The 15,427-nt window shown below is 52.5% G+C and carries 18 protein-coding genes; 16 read left to right on the top strand and 2 right to left on the bottom strand.

Translation table 11 applies throughout. The annotated features are described in order from the left end of the window. Positions 1–86 precede the first annotated feature (86 nt). Positions 87–890: a hypothetical protein gene (locus ABCO64_RS08030; RefSeq protein WP_253459290.1), complete on the top strand. Its 804-nt coding sequence runs from the start codon at positions 87–89 to the stop codon at positions 888–890. Positions 891–958: 68 nt separating this feature from the next. On the opposite strand, the gene ABCO64_RS08025 is transcribed toward ABCO64_RS08030, so the two are convergent. Beyond that, positions 959–1,438 carry a DUF2124 family protein gene (locus tag ABCO64_RS08025; protein WP_253459287.1) on the bottom strand — a complete coding sequence of 160 codons (480 nt, stop codon included), beginning with the start codon at positions 1,436–1,438 and terminating at the stop codon, positions 959–961. Positions 1,439–1,528: 90 nt separating this feature from the next. Here ABCO64_RS08025 and ABCO64_RS08020 point away from each other — a divergent pair, with 90 nt between their 5' ends. From ABCO64_RS08020 to ABCO64_RS07980, 9 genes are read left to right on the top strand one after another with little or no spacing between them, the layout of a single operon-like run. After that, positions 1,529–2,044 (top strand): Na+/H+ antiporter subunit E, encoded by a 516-nt coding sequence (locus tag ABCO64_RS08020; protein WP_253459284.1) that lies wholly within the window; start codon positions 1,529–1,531, stop codon positions 2,042–2,044. Then, positions 2,044–2,307 carry a cation:proton antiporter gene (locus tag ABCO64_RS08015; protein ID WP_253459281.1) on the top strand — a complete coding sequence of 88 codons (264 nt, stop codon included), beginning with the start codon at positions 2,044–2,046 and terminating at the stop codon, positions 2,305–2,307. The genes ABCO64_RS08020 and ABCO64_RS08015 overlap by 1 nt, the downstream gene beginning before the upstream one ends. Next, complete coding sequence (gene mnhG, locus ABCO64_RS08010) at positions 2,301–2,618, top strand: monovalent cation/H(+) antiporter subunit G (RefSeq protein ID WP_253459278.1); 318 nt, start codon at positions 2,301–2,303, stop codon at positions 2,616–2,618. Before ABCO64_RS08015 ends, mnhG begins: the two co-directional genes overlap by 7 nt. Then, entirely contained in the window at positions 2,615–2,860 is a 246-nt protein-coding gene (locus ABCO64_RS08005; protein ID WP_253459274.1) for a hydrogenase subunit MbhD domain-containing protein, read from the top strand. The genes mnhG and ABCO64_RS08005 overlap by 4 nt, the downstream gene beginning before the upstream one ends. Continuing rightward, positions 2,857–3,132 carry a hydrogen gas-evolving membrane-bound hydrogenase subunit E gene (mbhE, locus tag ABCO64_RS08000; RefSeq protein WP_253459271.1) on the top strand — a complete coding sequence of 92 codons (276 nt, stop codon included), beginning with the start codon at positions 2,857–2,859 and terminating at the stop codon, positions 3,130–3,132. The genes ABCO64_RS08005 and mbhE overlap by 4 nt, the downstream gene beginning before the upstream one ends. Next, on the top strand, positions 3,129–3,560 hold the full coding sequence (locus ABCO64_RS07995) for an MnhB domain-containing protein (protein ID WP_253459267.1): 432 nt from the start codon (positions 3,129–3,131) through the stop codon (positions 3,558–3,560). The genes mbhE and ABCO64_RS07995 overlap by 4 nt, the downstream gene beginning before the upstream one ends. After that, the gene (locus ABCO64_RS07990; RefSeq protein WP_253459264.1) at positions 3,557–3,934 is read left to right on the top strand and encodes a cation:proton antiporter subunit C; all 378 of its coding nucleotides are present in this window, start codon (positions 3,557–3,559) and stop codon (positions 3,932–3,934) included. The genes ABCO64_RS07995 and ABCO64_RS07990 overlap by 4 nt, the downstream gene beginning before the upstream one ends. Beyond that, positions 3,931–5,436 carry a monovalent cation/H+ antiporter subunit D family protein gene (locus ABCO64_RS07985; protein ID WP_253459261.1) on the top strand — a complete coding sequence of 502 codons (1,506 nt, stop codon included), beginning with the start codon at positions 3,931–3,933 and terminating at the stop codon, positions 5,434–5,436. The genes ABCO64_RS07990 and ABCO64_RS07985 overlap by 4 nt, the downstream gene beginning before the upstream one ends. Continuing rightward, complete coding sequence (locus ABCO64_RS07980; RefSeq protein WP_253459258.1) at positions 5,436–6,926, top strand: proton-conducting transporter transmembrane domain-containing protein; 1,491 nt, start codon at positions 5,436–5,438, stop codon at positions 6,924–6,926. The genes ABCO64_RS07985 and ABCO64_RS07980 overlap by 1 nt, the downstream gene beginning before the upstream one ends. 36 nt (positions 6,927–6,962) lie before the next feature. On the opposite strand, the gene ABCO64_RS07975 is transcribed toward ABCO64_RS07980, so the two are convergent. Next, complete coding sequence (locus ABCO64_RS07975; protein ID WP_253459255.1) at positions 6,963–8,105, bottom strand: TIGR04083 family peptide-modifying radical SAM enzyme; 1,143 nt, start codon at positions 8,103–8,105, stop codon at positions 6,963–6,965. Between the two features lie 378 nt (positions 8,106–8,483). Between ABCO64_RS07975 and ABCO64_RS07970 the strand changes: the two genes are divergently transcribed. The 6 genes from ABCO64_RS07970 (at position 8,484) to ABCO64_RS07945 (ending at position 15,301) form a co-directional block, all read left to right on the top strand. After that, a complete protein-coding gene (locus ABCO64_RS07970) occupies positions 8,484–10,265 on the top strand; it encodes a Na(+)/H(+) antiporter subunit D (RefSeq protein ID WP_253459252.1) in 1,782 nt (593 codons plus the stop codon). Positions 10,266–10,711: 446 nt separating this feature from the next. Further along, positions 10,712–12,490, top strand: a complete 1,779-nt coding sequence (locus ABCO64_RS07965) for a proton-conducting transporter transmembrane domain-containing protein (protein WP_253459249.1) — start codon at positions 10,712–10,714, stop codon at positions 12,488–12,490. 74 nt (positions 12,491–12,564) lie between these two features. After that, the gene (locus ABCO64_RS07960; RefSeq protein ID WP_253459247.1) at positions 12,565–12,987 is read left to right on the top strand and encodes a hypothetical protein; all 423 of its coding nucleotides are present in this window, start codon (positions 12,565–12,567) and stop codon (positions 12,985–12,987) included. Further along, on the top strand, positions 12,984–13,721 hold the full coding sequence (locus tag ABCO64_RS07955) for a YkgJ family cysteine cluster protein (RefSeq protein WP_253459245.1): 738 nt from the start codon (positions 12,984–12,986) through the stop codon (positions 13,719–13,721). Before ABCO64_RS07960 ends, ABCO64_RS07955 begins: the two co-directional genes overlap by 4 nt. Positions 13,722–13,781: 60 nt before the next feature. Next, the gene (locus ABCO64_RS07950; protein WP_253459243.1) at positions 13,782–14,375 is read left to right on the top strand and encodes a YIP1 family protein; all 594 of its coding nucleotides are present in this window, start codon (positions 13,782–13,784) and stop codon (positions 14,373–14,375) included. A gap of 26 nt (positions 14,376–14,401) precedes the next feature. Next, a complete protein-coding gene (locus ABCO64_RS07945) occupies positions 14,402–15,301 on the top strand; it encodes an HdeD family acid-resistance protein (protein WP_253459241.1) in 900 nt (299 codons plus the stop codon). The last annotated feature ends 126 nt before the right edge of the window (positions 15,302–15,427 follow it).

The raw sequence follows: 15,427 nt of genomic DNA, 5'->3' as shown, positions 1-15,427 counted from the left end.
GCTCATTATTGAAGCACTTGAAATCATGTGACTACGTTTTCCGGGAGTTCAGGGTTTATGCTTTCTGAATCCAACATTACCAGAAGATGGCAGATGAACTGATCGACGATCCGGTTCGGGATGAGATACCGGCTGCTACCGAATCCAATGAATCCGGGGATGCCGCCAATTCCCCGCATACTGATACAAACGGGACCACGTCCGGCACAACAGATCTCTTTGGCGAACCAGCTGAAGAGAAGGAAGAGGGAACCGTACCTGAAGAATTCATCCGCGATATCAGGGTCTTTGGCGAGATGATTCATAAAAATCCGGGTCTGGTTGAACAGATACGCGATATATTCGAGTATCATCTCGTGGATGCAACCGATCGCCGGACATTCTCCCGGATCGTCAATGCCCTGACGATGGTTCTTGGGCATAATGCAACGATGATCGTTGCGACAGCCTGCCATATCAACGCCGCTCCGTTCTTTGACGATCTCCAGAAACATGTAGATGATGATGAAAAAGACGAGCAGTCCGCCATATCGGCTCTGAAGCATCTGACAGCCCTGTATGGAGGCCGGATTCAGGAGGCGTATGCCCTCTCTGTCGGTGTGCTTGATGAGGACTGGTTCACTGCCGACATCAACACCTACCGGCGTGAAGGTGATCTCTACTGGATGACTGAACTCCAAATGGCACTCTATAATGGCACGGATATGCATCTGCAGATGACACCGGAGTCGCTCTTTCAGCTAACCCTGATCATGATGAAAGAGGCGACAAAACTCCCTGCCGAAGCATTTGATCCCGAACTGATTGCACGATATGAAGATGATATACGGTCATTTGCAAGCAGGTTTGTGAACAAAAAAGATGATGGAGCACCCCCTGGATATGCATGAGGGGTGCATCTGGCAAAATAGGTTTGGAACAATTAATCCACGAGAGGGAGATGATGATGCCTGTCTCTTCAGGGTTTTATTATCTTTACCGGGTCGATTGTTGCGTCGATCAGCAGTTCAAAGGGGATCTCGCTACTCCACCCCTGCCGCTCAAACATGTTCATGAAGCAGATGCCCACAACCGGGACGCCATGCCTCTGTACAACCGCCTTTGCCTCATCGGATAGAACAGGAACACCCGGCATGGACAACCCTCCCATCAGGACGATGATAGCCGGCTTCACACTGACCCGCTCCCCTGCCTGGATGCCGACTCCGGGCACATTCTTCAGCAGGCGGGCTCCTCCCTCGTCAAGGAGGGGGACATACACCTGGTGGATATCCATATCCCGTGTTGCATATGCGAGGAGCTCAACAAACGGCGTGCATGTACCGACACAGCCGTAATAGACAACCTGCGATCCCGGATCAAGCTGCTTACCTGCCAGGTATTCCTTGAATGGACGGAGAATTCCGGGGACTCCCTTCTGGGTCGTAACTGTACTCACCTCTTTTCTCACCAGCAGAGAATGAGGAACACAGGTTTATAAATTCCACCTACCAAAATTATGCAATTCAGTTTTACCGGAGGACAAGATATGGGAAAGGGACGAGATCCAGGATCTATTGGCAACATGATTGTAACCTTCTCCATCCTGCTGCTCTTCTGGTATATCCTCTCCGGCTATCTTGAACCATTCTATATCATAGCCGGGATCATCTGCTGTGTGATTGTGACGCTCATATCAGGAGACCTTCTCCTCCGATCTGATGCACAGTTCCAGGAGTCTGCTGTATCCTTCATCAGGTTTGTCCTCTATATCCCGAAACTTTTTGTGGCCATCCTGGTTGCCAACATCGATGTGGCATACCGGATCCTCCACCCGAAGATGCCGATCGATCCGGGGATGATCACGCTACAGACAGATTTCTATAACGACGTCCTGAGGACGGCATTTGCAAATGCGATGACCCTGACACCGGGAACAGTCACAGTCGATGTCAGGTACGGGAGATATGTCGTTCACGCACTGGTGCTGGAATCTTCAGAGAGAGAACTCCACCAGGAGAAGGATATTCAGAATAACCTGGCACGGATTTTTGGTGAGAACTGATGTATGACATTTTTTATGCCAGTATGATCATCCTGATCCTGACGGTCTTCCTCTGCCTCTACCGGGTGCTTGCAGGACCCGGGGTAGAGAACCGCCTGATTGCGGTCAACACCATCGGTACCAAGACGATCGTTCTCCTGGTCTTAATCGGCTTTATTTATGAGAGGCCGATATTTCTGGATATCGCGATCATCTATGCGATGATCAACTTCATCGCAACGATTGCAATAGCAAAGTACCTCAAGAGGGGATGCCTGTGCTGACGATCATCAATACGCTCTCGCTCGCCTTCATCATCATCGGCCTCTTCTTCATGGTTGTGGGTGCAGTCGGCCTTGTCAGGCTTCCGGATTTCTATACCCGTGCCCATGCAAGCGGCAAGTGCGATACCCTTGGCGAAGGGATGATGCTGATCGGGTTCATGCTGTATGAGGGTTTCTCCCTGATTGCAGTGAAGCTCCTGCTCCTGGTGCTCTTCATCTTCATCTCGTCACCGACAGCTGTCCATGCACTCGTCAATGCCGCCCATGCCCGCGGAGTTGTACCCTGGAAGAAGGGGGATGAGCGGCGATGATCTGGGAGCTTGATTTTGCCCTCCTCCTCTTCATGATCCTCTGTGCAGCAGCAGCGATCACTGTCCGGGATCTCCTCCATGCAACGATCATCTTTGCAGCATACTCGCTCTTCATGACCATCCTGTGGGCGGAGATGAATGCAGTTGATGTGGCATTTACCGAGGCAGCTGTTGGTGCCGGGATCACCACCGTCCTCTTTATTGCCACCATCGCACGAACGAAAAGGAGTTCATCAGATTGAAGACAAAAGCTCTCATCGCGGTATTGTTCATCGGCATTATCCTCTTCTGGGCGGTAGAGGATATGCCTGCATTTGGCGATCCAAATTCCCCGGCAACAGCATATACCGGCCAGCTCTTTGTTGAGCGGACATACGAGGATACCGGGATTGCAAACATCGTCACCGCGATACTGGTCAGCTACCGTGGCTTTGACACCCTTGGAGAGGTGGTGGTCATCTTTACTGCAGGAATTGCCGTGATACTTCTCCTCGGCCGGGGTGGGCGCCTATGAGGGAGAACGTCGTCATCAGGACGGTAACACGCCTGATGGTTCCATTCATCCAGGTGTTTGGCCTCTATGTCATCGTGCACGGGGCTTCCGGTGCCGGAGGCGGTTTCCAGGGCGGTGTCGCCTTTGCGGCGGCATTTATCCTGATGGTTATTGCATTTGGCCTTCCCGATGTCAGGGCACGTTTTGGGAACCGGGGGATCATGTATGCTTCAATCATCGGTATCTGTATCTATGCAGCAATTGGGCTGCTCTCCCTCCTGTATGCGGGAAATTTCCTCGAACTGGCAGTCATCGAGGAGGCGTCCGGCATCCCCCACCTTCATGGCATCCTGATCGATATTGTTGAGGCAGGCATCGGCATCACCGTGATGGCAGTGATGATCTCAATTGTCTATTACATGACCGATACCGGGGGTGACTCATCATGATCGAGTTCATTCCGGATGTCTTCTTCTCCCGCTACAACTACTGGATGGCGATCATCCTGATGCTGATCGGGCTGTATGCCATCATCGCAAAACAGAACCTGGTGAAGAAGATCATAGGGCTCAACATCTTCCAGACGGCGATCTATCTCTTCTACATCTCATTTGCAGAGGTCCGGGGCGGTACTGCGCCAATCTACCTGCCTGAGGGAGCAGCGGCGCTCTATGTGAACCCGCTGCCGCATGTCCTCATCCTGACTGCGATTGTCGTTGGCGTGAGCATCACAGCCGTTGCACTGTCGCTGATCATCAGGATATTTGAAGTATATGGAACAATCGAGACAGATGAGCTGGTGCAGGCGGTGAGAGAGAGATGATGCTTCTGGACCAGCTTCCAATACTCCTTGTTATCCTCTCAATGCTTGCAACGCTCCTTGTCCTTGGTGCGGGATGGTATAACCGGTCTGTCTGCTATGGAATTGTACTGCTGACGATCATCTTCCAGTTTGTTGTCTCGGTGCTCCTGCTTACAAGGGTGATGAATGAAGGCACAGTCCGGTATTATGTGGGTGGATGGCTGCCTCCGCTTGGTATCGAACTCGTTATCGATTCCTTCAGCGGGTTCATCCTGGTAACCATCATGTTCCTCGCCCTTGCATCTGTCATCTACCTGAAGAAGAGCATCGAAAAAGAGGTTCCATATGAAAAGACCGTCTCGTTCTATGTTCTGCTGCAGCTCCTCATAATCGGCCTCATCGGGATGACGATCACAGGCGATATCTTCAACCTCTACGTCTTCCTTGAGATCTCCTCGATTGCCGCCTATGCCCTGATAGCAACCTCAAGGCGATCGTACTCGTATGTCGCGGCATTCAACTATCTCGTCCTCGGATCGATTGCAGCCGGTTTTATCCTTCTTGGCATCGGCAATCTCTATGTCACCACGGGCACACTGAATATGGCAGAGCTTGCGGTTCTCCTCCCTGCATCCTATGAGCTCTCCACCGTTCATGCAGCCTTCCTCTTTATGATCATCGGGTTCTCGATTAAAGCAGCCTTCTTCCCGCTTCATCTCTGGCTCCCCGATGCATATACGGAAGCCCCGTCCGCAGTGACTGTTCTCATCTCAACCGTGATGGCAAAAGTCAGTATCTATGCCCTCTTCAGGATGCTCTTCTCCGTCTTTACACCATCCTATATTATCGAAAGCTTCCCGATAACCGACTTTATCCTGATTGTTTCGACAATTGCGATCATCGCAGGAGCAGTACTTGCGATTGCACAGACCGATCTGAAGAGGCTTCTTGCCTACTCCAGCGTCAGCCAGGTCGGGTATATTATGTTCGCTCTTGGAGTTGCGAACCTGATCGCACTTGAAGGCGGTCTTCTGCATATCCTCGGCCACGCCGTGATGAAAGGCTGCCTCTTCATGGTTGCCGGGGCAATCATCTACCAGGCAGGGACATCCCGGCTCAGCGATATGAAGGGGATCGCCACCCGGATGCCGATCTCATGTGCGGCATTTGCCCTGGCCGGAGCTTCGATGATTGGGATTCCTCCGACAATCGGGTTCATGAGCAAATACTACCTGGTACTCGGGGCACTGGATGCCGGGCTCTGGCTATATGCCGCAATCCTCCTTGCCGGAAGCCTGCTTGCGGTCGTCTATATCTGGCGTTTCATTGAGATCGCCTATTTTGCAGGCGGGGATCATGGAGATCATGCACCGCAACCTGCGTTTTTGGGGCGTGAGGTACCGGTCTCGATGCTCGCACCAATGGTCTCCCTTGCCCTCCTCTGCCTCTTCCTCGGCATCTGTATCGAGCCGGTGATGGGCATCGTCGGCCCGGCAGCAGCACTGCTCCTTGGAGGTGCCTGATGGAGGGTATCATAAGCGTTCTCCCGGCTGTTGCACTCACAATACCGCTTATTGCAGCTATTCTCATCCCGCTCCTCGGAAGATACCCAAATATCCGGGATGGCGTGACAATAGCCTCTGCCACTGCAATGTTTGGAACAGTTGCCGCAATGCTGCCTGCGATTCTTTCAGGAGAAAAGATCACACTCCTGATTGTTCCGATGGTGCCGGGCGGCGATCTCGTGCTGAAGGTGGATGCATTTGGAATGCTCTTTGCCTTCACTGCCGCCCTCCTCTGGCTCCTCAATTCATTCTATGCAATCGGGTATATGCGGGCAAAGAACGAGCATGCGCAGACCAGGTTCTTCTTCTGTTTCGCAGTTGCCATCGCCGCAGCAGTCGGTATAGCCTTCTCGGCTAATCTCCTGACGCTCTTCATATTCTATGAGATCCTGACGATCATCACCTACCCGCTCGTCGTCCACGTTGAGACGGAAAAGGCAATGAAAGAGGGGAGGAAGTACCTCGCATACCTTTTGATCGGGGGTATCTTCCTTCTGGCTGCGGTCATCATGACCTACCTGTTGACAGGAACAACCGGGTTTGTCCCCGGCGGATTCCTTGCCGGGGCTGCACCCGCACTCACCCTGCAGATCCTCTTCCTCCTCTTCATGGTCGGGTTTGTGAAGGCTGCCTGGATGCCGATCCATGCATGGCTCCCCGCAGCGATGGTTGCCCCGACACCGGTCTCCGCGTTTCTCCATGCGGTTGCCGTCGTCACTGCCGGGGTCTTTGGCATCGTCAGGATGGCAGGATGGGTATTTGGGCTTGAGCTGATGGAGACACTTGGCCTTGGCATCCTGCTTGCGGTGATCGCCTCCTTTACCATCATCGTCGCATCGCTCTTTGCTCTCATGGAGGATAACCTTAAACTGCGGCTTGCCTACTCAACAGTGAGCCAGCTCTCCTACATCCTCCTTGGTGTTGCGATGCTCTCTGTTGCCGGTATGATCGGGGCAATGGCACATATTCCGATCCACGCCTTCCTGAAGATCACCCTCTTCTTTGTTGCGGGAGCGGTGATCGTTTCCGCAGGCAGGGAATATATCTCTGATATGAAAGGTATCGGGAAGAAGATGCCCATTACCTGCCTGATGTTTGCCTTTGCTGCAATCGGCATCTGCGGCATACCTCCGATGGCAGGGGTAATCAGCAAAATCTACCTGGCACTTGGCGCAGTCGAAGGCGGGATGGCCATCCTCCTGCTGGTCATCATCGCAAGTGCCGTTCTGAATGCCGCATATTTCTTCCCGGTCATCTACACGATGGTTCTGGATATGCCAGACGATGAGTCTGCTCTTGAAGGTGTGGCTGAGCCCCCGCTCTTTATGCTTGTTCCAATCATCATCACAACAGTCATCTCGGTTATGATCTTCTTCTTCCCGGCACTCCCGTTCTTTGATCTCATCGAGATTGCCGTTTCAGAGATACTGGTGGATATACGGCCATAATCTGCCGTATATCCGTTTGTTTTTTTAAAAAAAAGGTCACTCAGCGATGATCTTCTGCATCAGCGCCATGACACCTGGCTTTGATCGCCGTCGTCTCCGCATACGGACTGAATCCGTCTCAAACATCTCGGCATTGAGCCGGTCATGAATCTCTGTAAAGATACGCTTGTATGCGGTACAGTGGGGATCGACACCCTCGATTCTCCCGTTCGTGGGTGCAATTGCATTATAGGGGCAGCCGCCACGGCAGTACTGGATATGGGAACAGCTGCCGCATGCTGAATCGACATAGCTTTTGAACTCCTGCAGCATCTTCCATGGACGGGTCTCCTGCAGGTCCTCTTTTGTTGGTTTGCAAGCGACATTACCCATCAGAAACTCCGGCATCCCGACAAACCGGTAACAGGGGTATATCCCACCGTCCGGGCCGATTGCGAAGGTGTTTGCCATACAGTCCACATAGGTGCAGACCGTCCCGTGCCGGGTGATGACGGCTTTGACGAGATCATTGATATTCATCACAACCGACTGGTTGAGGTTCTCCAGGTACCGGTCGAGGAGATAGACGAGCAGTTCTCCATATGCTTCAGGTGAGAGCGCCCACTCATCCGGCTGCCCGGACCGAAGCGACGGGAGTGCCGGATGGAGTTTCATCGGGAATTCATTCTCCATGAAAAAGTCAAAGATCTCCTCCCGCCGTGCAACAGACCGGTTGGTGAAGGTGCAGATGAACCTGACGATCAGATCATGGTCGCGGGCAATTCTGTATCCCGCAATCGTCTTTTCAAAGTAACCGTCCCCCCTCTGGAGATCGGTGATATCAGCCGGACCATCAATTGAGGATCCAATCGGAACATTGTATGTGGCAAGCACCTCCGCCAGCTCAGGTGTCATCAGCCAGAGGTTTGACTGGAGCGCAAATTCCGGGGTGAGATGCGCAAGACCGTCTGCGAGAACCGGGAGTGCCTCCCGGTAAAAATCAGCACCTGCAAGCAGTGGTTCCCCTCCGTGAAAGGTGATGGTGACGGGGTTTTCCTGGTAATCCGAGAGCCAGTCCCTGATAGCAAGGATTGTGTCTCTTGTCATCACCGGTGACGATGGATCAGAACTCCAGCAGTATGCGCAGTCTGAAGGGCAGCCAAGCGTGGGGATGATCATGATATGGAAGGGATTTTTCATTGTAGTATTCCGGTTTTTTTGGATACTCCTTAATGGTATTCGTCTCTGCAGCAGAAAATCCTCTCTCCACCAGGGCAGGGGGGCAACGGCCGGCACTGCAAGGGGTTTTGGGATCTCGTCATTTCTTTTGTCTTCCTTTCAAAAAAACCCGGGAAACTTTATTGGCTGATGTGGAGATACTATACTAACTTTTTCTCAGGACGAATGCCTGGGTGGGATGGCACACTCCATCTCTTCCACCCTCTTTCTTCCGGAGAATGTGGATAGTCCGGAATACGCTGGAAGGAGAATTGTTTCGTGCCGCACATGCAGGAGAGTACAGGAAACTGGACGGAACAGTTCTGCCCTGGCAGCTCATCTCCCTGTCAGGAGGGATAAATGGGAACTATCATCGCTCCTTTTGTCATCTATCTCCTTGGAGCCCTTCTGCTTCCGGTAATTCCAGGGCGCCTCCGACATGGCTGGATCGCAGGCGTTACGGTTTTGGGTCTTCTGAGTGTTGCGCTCCTTCCGGAGGTATATTCCGGGTGGATTCTTCCCTTTCTCCCGGGTATTGACCTGATCCTTCTCTCGGTTGATCCCCTCTCCCTTGTGGTCGGGTATATCTTTGCTGCAATCAGCATCCTTGCGGTTCTCTATGCATGCAAAGAGATGCGGATCACCCACCAGGCAGCAACACTCCTCCAGGTGGCAGCTGGCATGGGTATCGTCTTTGCAGGTGATTTTGTCACCCTCTTCCTCTTCTGGGAACTGCTTGCCATCTCGTCGCTGCTCCTTATCTGGCACGGAGGGGCAGGCTCGATTGGTCCCGGGTACCGGTATGCCCTGATGCATATCCTCGGCGGCGTCTTTCTTCTTGGCGGAATCGCAATCCAGTTCAGGGAGACAGGGTCGCTCATGGTGGGCCTTGCAGAACCCGGTCTTGCCACCATACTCTTCATCCTTGGTATCGGGATGAATGCGGCGATGGTTCCGCTCCATGCATGGCTCCCTGACGCATACCCGAAAGCCTCGATAGCCGGCTCAGTCGTACTCTGTGTCTTTACCACAAAAGCTGCGATCTATCTCCTTGCCAGAACTCTTCCCGGCTCGGAAGCAGTGATGTACCTTGGAGCGATCATGATCGTCTATGGCATCGTCTTTGCACTGCTCCAGGATGATATGCGGACACTTCTCAGCTACCATATCGTGAGCCAGGTCGGATACATGGTTGCTGCAATCGGGATTGGAACCGCACTTGCAGTTAATGGAGGTATCGCCCATCTCTTCAACCATATCTTCTACAAGGCTCTTCTCTTCATGGTCGCCGGGGCGATCATCTACCAGACCGGGTTTCACCGCCTCTCGGATCTTGGGGGCCTCAGAAAGCAGATGCCACTCACGTTTGCATTCTCCATCATCGCATCTGCTGCGATTGCTGGTGTTCCGGGTTTCAATGGTTATATCAGCAAGGAGATGATCGTCGCTGCTGCATCAGAGAGCGGTCTCTTCAGCCTTGAGATCCTCTTCCTAATCGGATCAGTCGGTACATTCCTCTCCTTTGTCAAGCTGAACTACTATGCCTTTCTCAGGGAGAAGCCGGGGATTGCTACAAGCGATCCTCCGGCTGGAATGCAGCTTGCAATGGGTGCCACCGCCTTTGCCTGTATTCTCTATGGGTTGTACCCGGCTCTCCTCTTTGGTATCCTGCCGTATCCGGTGACACACACGGTGCTTGCGCCGGTTCATGTCATCGAGATGATCGTCATCTTCGGGCTGATCCTGCTGATCCTCTGGAAAGCCGGAAGCAGGATCCGGATGCCTGCAGGCATCCCCCCGGACTTCATGGATCTCTACCGGGTGCTTGGTGCTGCCGCTCTTGCGTTCTCCAGGGAGACACTCCCTGCCCTTGCAGTTGCACTCACCGGGTGGATCACCTCTGCTGTGAAAGGGGTTATCTGGTTTATGCAAAACCCGGTGCTGGCTGTTGAGATTTTTGCCCGCTCAGCATACCTCAGAATCTGTTCTATTGAGGCAGCAAGGCGTCATCAGCAGGAGCGGATTAGTCTTCTGAAGTCGCAGTATCCCGGAACTGATCCGCAGGCAATCGATGCCAGGTATGGGCCGGTTCTCATATCCCTGATTATATTTGCCTACTTTCTCACGGTCTTCATCTTCTAGGCGGCTTGTCTGCCTGCAGATGAAGCAAAACTGCAGCCGGATCCAGCGTCACTTTCCAGATCAACTCCCACAAAAGCCGGGTATGGTATGCGAACTTTGGAATTGAAGAGAAAATTGCCGGTAAAACTTATTATCTCCAGGGTTGTAGTATATGTATGATTCTCCTCTCAACCGACAGGAGCAGATACAACGATATGCTACTGAATCAACGTGATTCCTCACTATTCTCTCTTCGCGATAGATAACCTGCCGGGACGGGTGTCCATCCGGCACGTGTCTGATATCCGGCAAAATTACCAACAATACCTGCCTCCCCGGAGAGCCAGGAATGTAAAAAAAAGTCATGATAGGATCTTGTTTGGACTGATAGATATGAATAGACAGGAGATACAGAAGAGATCAGATGCAGATGGTGAGCGGACGCTCTTCTCGCGGGAGGCTCTTCCATGATGTTGTTCCCTCCCTTTCTCGTCTATCTCCTCGGCGCTCTCCTGCTGCCTGTCATCCCAAAAAGGCTCAGGCATGAATTTCTGCTCCTGGTTGCAATTATCGGCCTTGCCGGCATTACACTCCTTGAACCGGGGCACTCGGGGTGGCATCTCCAGCTCCTCCCCGGTATCAGTCTTACACTCCTTGCAGTCGAGGGGCTTTCTATCCTTGTAGGCTATGCCTTTGCAGGTGTTGGTGTACTGCTTGTTATCTATGCACACGGGGAGGACAGGCTCTGGCACCAGGCAGCCACCCTGCTCCAGATCGGATCAGGTGTCGGGATTGTCTTTGCAGGTGATTTCATCTCCCTCTTCCTCTTCTGGGAGCTGCTGGCACTCTCGTCGCTTATCCTGATCTGGTATGGAGGTGCATATGCGGAAGGTGCAGGATACCGGTATGCCATGCTGCATATCCTTGGTGGTGCCGTCCTGCTTGGCGCAATAGCCATGCAGTTTGCTGAAACCGGATCGCTTGCTATCACCGCTGCCGGGCCGGGACTGGTTTCACTCCTCTTTCTGATTGGAATCGGCCTCAACGCGGGCATTATCCCGTTCCATGTCTGGATCCCCGATTCTTACCCCCGGGCATCGATTGTAGGGTCTGTTGTCCTCTGCATCTTCACGACAAAAGCAGCAGTCTACCTTCTGGCACGGGTGCTCCCCGGATCTGAGGTGGTGATGTACCTGGGAGCGATCATGGTCGTTTATGGCATCGTCTTCGCTCTTCTCCAGGATGATATGCGTTCCCTTCTCTCCTACCATATCATCAGCCAGGTCGGGTATATGGTCACTGCAATCGGGATCGGGACAACCCTTGCGATCAATGGAGGGATGGCTCACCTCTTCAACAATATCATCTACAAGACCCTCCTCTTCATGGTGGTAGGTGCAATCATTCTCCAGACAGGACGATACCGGCTCAAGGAACTTGGGGGGCTCAGGAGACAGATGCCTCTCACGTTTGCGGCATCCCTGCTTGCATCAGCCGCAATTGCCGGAGTTCCGGGTTTTTCAGGGTATGTCAGCAAGGAACTGATCGTTGCTGCTGCGGCAGAGAGCGGCTTTTTCACCCTGGAAACACTTCTGCTGATCGGATCAGTCGGGACATTCCTCTCCTTTATCAAACTGAACTACTATGCGTTCATAAAGGAGAAGCAGGGTATCGTGGCATCTGATCCCCCGCTCCCAATGAAGATACCAATGGCAGCACTGGGTGCTGCCTGTCTCGTCTATGGTGTCTATCCAGGGGTGCTCTTTGGGATTCTCCCCTATCCGGTGTTCCACAATGTCTTTGGAATGGCACATATCCTCGAGATGATCATCATCTTTGCAGCTGTCATCCTGAATCTCTGGGTTGCCAGGAACATCATCAGGCCGATTACATATAGCCCGCCGGATATGATGGCTCTCTATGTCAAAGCTGGACATGGAATACTCCGGATCTCACGGTTCACACTCCCGGCAGTTGCAGGTGCAATGTCTGGTATTATCACAACGATTGGCAGGAAAAGCTGCTGGCTTGTGAAAAATCCGCTTATGGGGGCTGTGATCATGTTGCGAAGGAATCTGCTCAGGGCTCAGGCAGCTGTCGGGATGGGCAGGCGTTCTGATCCACAGCTTGAAAAGCTCATTGCGCAGTATCCCGGTAATGGAGCCCCGGTTCATGAAACCGGCATGAGTCTCGTGGTCATGGCTGCGATTCTCTTCGTCTACTATCTCGTGGTATTTATCATCTGATCTGCTGGGTCTGATCTGCTGGTTGCTGTTTGGGCTAGCTTTTATTGTCTGTTACTACGAAGGTACAGTTCAGCATGAGAGATACCCATCCCTCTACCACCACTCCCTGGCAGGAATACCAGCAGCTTGCCGGGAGCAGCGCATCTGAAAAATGTGAAGCTCTCGGTATTATCCCCGGCTTGAGAATTGGCCTCCCCGAACTGCAGGATCTGCATGCACAATATACAATCGAGGTCTATCTCTTTTTTGATGAGCATATTGCACGTCATTCGACCATGAACGAGGATCTCACCGACTACCTTATGGTTCCTCCAAAAGCACGCCCCTACCTTGAGATTGATCTCTTCTTCAGGATCATGGAGGAAGAGGGGTTCATGATTCTGGAAGGAAGCGATGTGACGGCCGAGATCATAGATGTCGGTGAGATCGAGTGTGTCTCCTGCGGAGGAGCAGTCTACAACCCGTATATCCGGGCTCTTCTCCTCTCAGATGAATGACTCCTCCATATCGGCCGGGCTGGAAAGGGTCCATACAAAACCAGATTCTCACACGAAGGCGTGAAGAAGCAGATCTTCTCACGTATCCTGCCAACAGACTGGTGGAGATTATCCGGGATGTCGGATTTGCCTGTGAGGGATGCGGCCGGTGCTGTACTGCATCCTATAACGGGCATGTCTTTCTTCTTGAACGCGATCTCCCGTATCTCAGACGCTATCATCCGGATGCCCTTGTTCCCGCACCGGATTTTGAATATGGTGATCAGCATGGCACCCTCTATGTCTCAGGCTATGCCCTGCGGGTTCATGGAGACGGGAGATGCACCTTTCTGGATGACGACAACCGGTGCAGAATCTATGACAACCGCTTCTCGATCTGCTGTATCTACCCCTATATGCTCCACCGGGAACCAGATGGCGACGGGGTGGTGGACTGGCGGCAGATCGCCGGCCTTGGCGACCATGGGGAGTATCATTGTGAGATCGATTCTGAAGAGGCAGGCCGGATTGCTGACCTGGTCTTCTCCTATGAGCTCGACTTTATCAGGCAGCAGATAGGATTCTGGGAAGCAATTGATCGTCTCTTTGATGAAGAGAACCTCCGGCATGTCAGGAAGGCCTACGATCAGGCACTCAGGACGTACCGGAAGGGTGAACCGGTGCGCGTGCTGGTCTATGCAGGGGGATCATTTGAGGAGCATCTCGTCAAAATTGATGATCATCGCGGGTTTTAGGGGCCTGAGATGCCATAGGCCGCAAAAGAGTATTTATTTGAACCTACCCTAATATTTCCTATGTCACTACCCTTTATTGAGACGTTTTGGGGGATGATTACATCTCCGGGTGAGACGCTTGCAAAGAGCCGGTCTGCATCGCTCACCGATGCAGTTGTCTATTACCTGATCGTCATCTTCGTGTTTTCAATCCTGACTTCAGTGGTCACCTACCTTCTTGGTCCATCCCACCCGATGGCATTTATGCCCATTCATGATATCATGGGGGTGATCGTCTTCATCATCGGGCTTGTTATCATGGGCACAATCGCTCTTCTGGTACTTGCAGCAATCTTCCATATCTGTGCAAAGATTGTCGGTGGCAGCGGCGACTTTACCGCCTCGGTGCGTGCATGCGCACTTGCTGAAACACCGAATGCTGCAATAGGCTGGATCCCAGTTATCAATCTTCTCGCAGGGATATGGGGTTTCATCCTGATTGTGATGGGGTTCCGCGAGTATCATGCCATATCGACACTGCGGGCTGTTGTTGCGATCCTCCTGCCGATCCTCGTTCTTGTCCTTCTCATCGTTCTTGCACTATTGCTTTGGATGGTTGATCCAACTGCCGTGACCATAACAGAGGTAACAGAGGCTGTACCCCGGATCACCTGATTTTTTTTTCGTTTGGGGAGTTTCTATTGCAGCAGCTTGAAGATCTCCTCTCCCCTCTCCATGACGGGGTCTGGGAGGTGGTTGTCCGGAAAAACGAGGTGCAGACACCACTCTCCGAACACTGGGTACGCTCACGGCTGAATATACCAAGCCCTGGTACAATCGCAAGCTACCGGCACGGGCAGTACCACCTGCATGAGACGGCAACTGAATTCCGGGTGCATCTTGACCGCTATGATCCCAGAGAGCACCCTATCCTGCATCTTGCAGATGATGCCCCGCTCGTCCTGATGGTCATTGATACCTTTGCCGCTCTCATCAGCGACTCGCGAAAGACACTCCCATCGTATACTGCAACAGAACTCTCCGAACAGGCGAAAACATGGCGCCTGATTGTACTGACCGGCATCGTCATGCTGCTGCTTGGCACATGGATCATAACTGAGCCGGTTATCACCTTCGGCAGTCTCCTTGCTCTCCTTGTTCCGGCAGGCTTCTTTCTCCTCTCGATCCCTTTTTTCAAAAATGCAATTCATCTCCGGCCATTTGGGATACAATCAGCAGGGAGACTTGTACTTGGGTTTGGGATCGTGCTTCTTGGAATAAACGCACTCTTTGCAGAGGTGCTTGAGCTCCAATCCTTTGTTCTCCTGGTTCTTGCCGCATGGACACTGGCAAGTGCATGGTTCTCCCTTGGACGGACACTTCACGGGCCAAAAGCCGTCCCTGAAGGGTTCTGGCTTCGTCTTGTTGTCGGTATCCTCTCTGCAATGCTTGCGTTTCTCATCCTGTTTCTCCCTGAGGCGGCAATAGAACTGCTGATGCTTATTCTGGGGGCAGTTGTGCTTGCAATCGGGCTCTCCCTCCTGGTGGAGGGCATCGGGCTCTGGATGAGAATGCAGAGACGGCGGCCGTCTGAGGTCTGAAAAAAATGGGTTCTTCTCCATATTTCTGAAGGCTAGTACTATCCAAAGGCTGTCATACTACATGAATGGCCTCAAAATGGCTATTTTATGACCAATGTACATGACGACATATGTCAGAAGCCCCCA

Source organism: Methanocalculus natronophilus, from assembly GCF_038751955.1.
GTDB lineage: Archaea > Halobacteriota > Methanomicrobia > Methanomicrobiales > Methanocorpusculaceae > Methanocalculus > Methanocalculus natronophilus.
This window is presented reverse-complemented; position numbering and strand designations above follow the sequence as displayed.

What these genes read in the sequence shown, in the direction of transcription:
- ABCO64_RS07970 (WP_253459252.1), top strand. Translation starts at nt 8,484, where the DNA reads ATGGGAACTATCATCGCTCCTTTTGTCATCTATCTCCTTGGAGCCCTT.
- ABCO64_RS07975 (WP_253459255.1), bottom strand. Translation starts at nt 8,105, where the DNA reads ATGAAAAATCCCTTCCATATCATGATCATCCCCACGCTTGGCTGCCCT.
- ABCO64_RS07955 (WP_253459245.1), top strand. Translation starts at nt 12,984, where the DNA reads ATGACTCCTCCATATCGGCCGGGCTGGAAAGGGTCCATACAAAACCAG.
- ABCO64_RS07990 (WP_253459264.1), top strand. Translation starts at nt 3,557, where the DNA reads ATGATCGAGTTCATTCCGGATGTCTTCTTCTCCCGCTACAACTACTGG.
- ABCO64_RS08005 (WP_253459274.1), top strand. Translation starts at nt 2,615, where the DNA reads ATGATCTGGGAGCTTGATTTTGCCCTCCTCCTCTTCATGATCCTCTGT.
- ABCO64_RS07960 (WP_253459247.1), top strand. Translation starts at nt 12,565, where the DNA reads ATGAGAGATACCCATCCCTCTACCACCACTCCCTGGCAGGAATACCAG.
- ABCO64_RS08020 (WP_253459284.1), top strand. Translation starts at nt 1,529, where the DNA reads ATGGGAAAGGGACGAGATCCAGGATCTATTGGCAACATGATTGTAACC.
- ABCO64_RS08030 (WP_253459290.1), top strand. Translation starts at nt 87, where the DNA reads ATGGCAGATGAACTGATCGACGATCCGGTTCGGGATGAGATACCGGCT.
- ABCO64_RS07950 (WP_253459243.1), top strand. Translation starts at nt 13,782, where the DNA reads ATGTCACTACCCTTTATTGAGACGTTTTGGGGGATGATTACATCTCCG.
- ABCO64_RS07980 (WP_253459258.1), top strand. Translation starts at nt 5,436, where the DNA reads ATGGAGGGTATCATAAGCGTTCTCCCGGCTGTTGCACTCACAATACCG.
- ABCO64_RS07995 (WP_253459267.1), top strand. Translation starts at nt 3,129, where the DNA reads ATGAGGGAGAACGTCGTCATCAGGACGGTAACACGCCTGATGGTTCCA.
- ABCO64_RS07965 (WP_253459249.1), top strand. Translation starts at nt 10,712, where the DNA reads ATGATGTTGTTCCCTCCCTTTCTCGTCTATCTCCTCGGCGCTCTCCTG.
- ABCO64_RS08015 (WP_253459281.1), top strand. Translation starts at nt 2,044, where the DNA reads ATGTATGACATTTTTTATGCCAGTATGATCATCCTGATCCTGACGGTC.
- ABCO64_RS07985 (WP_253459261.1), top strand. Translation starts at nt 3,931, where the DNA reads ATGATGCTTCTGGACCAGCTTCCAATACTCCTTGTTATCCTCTCAATG.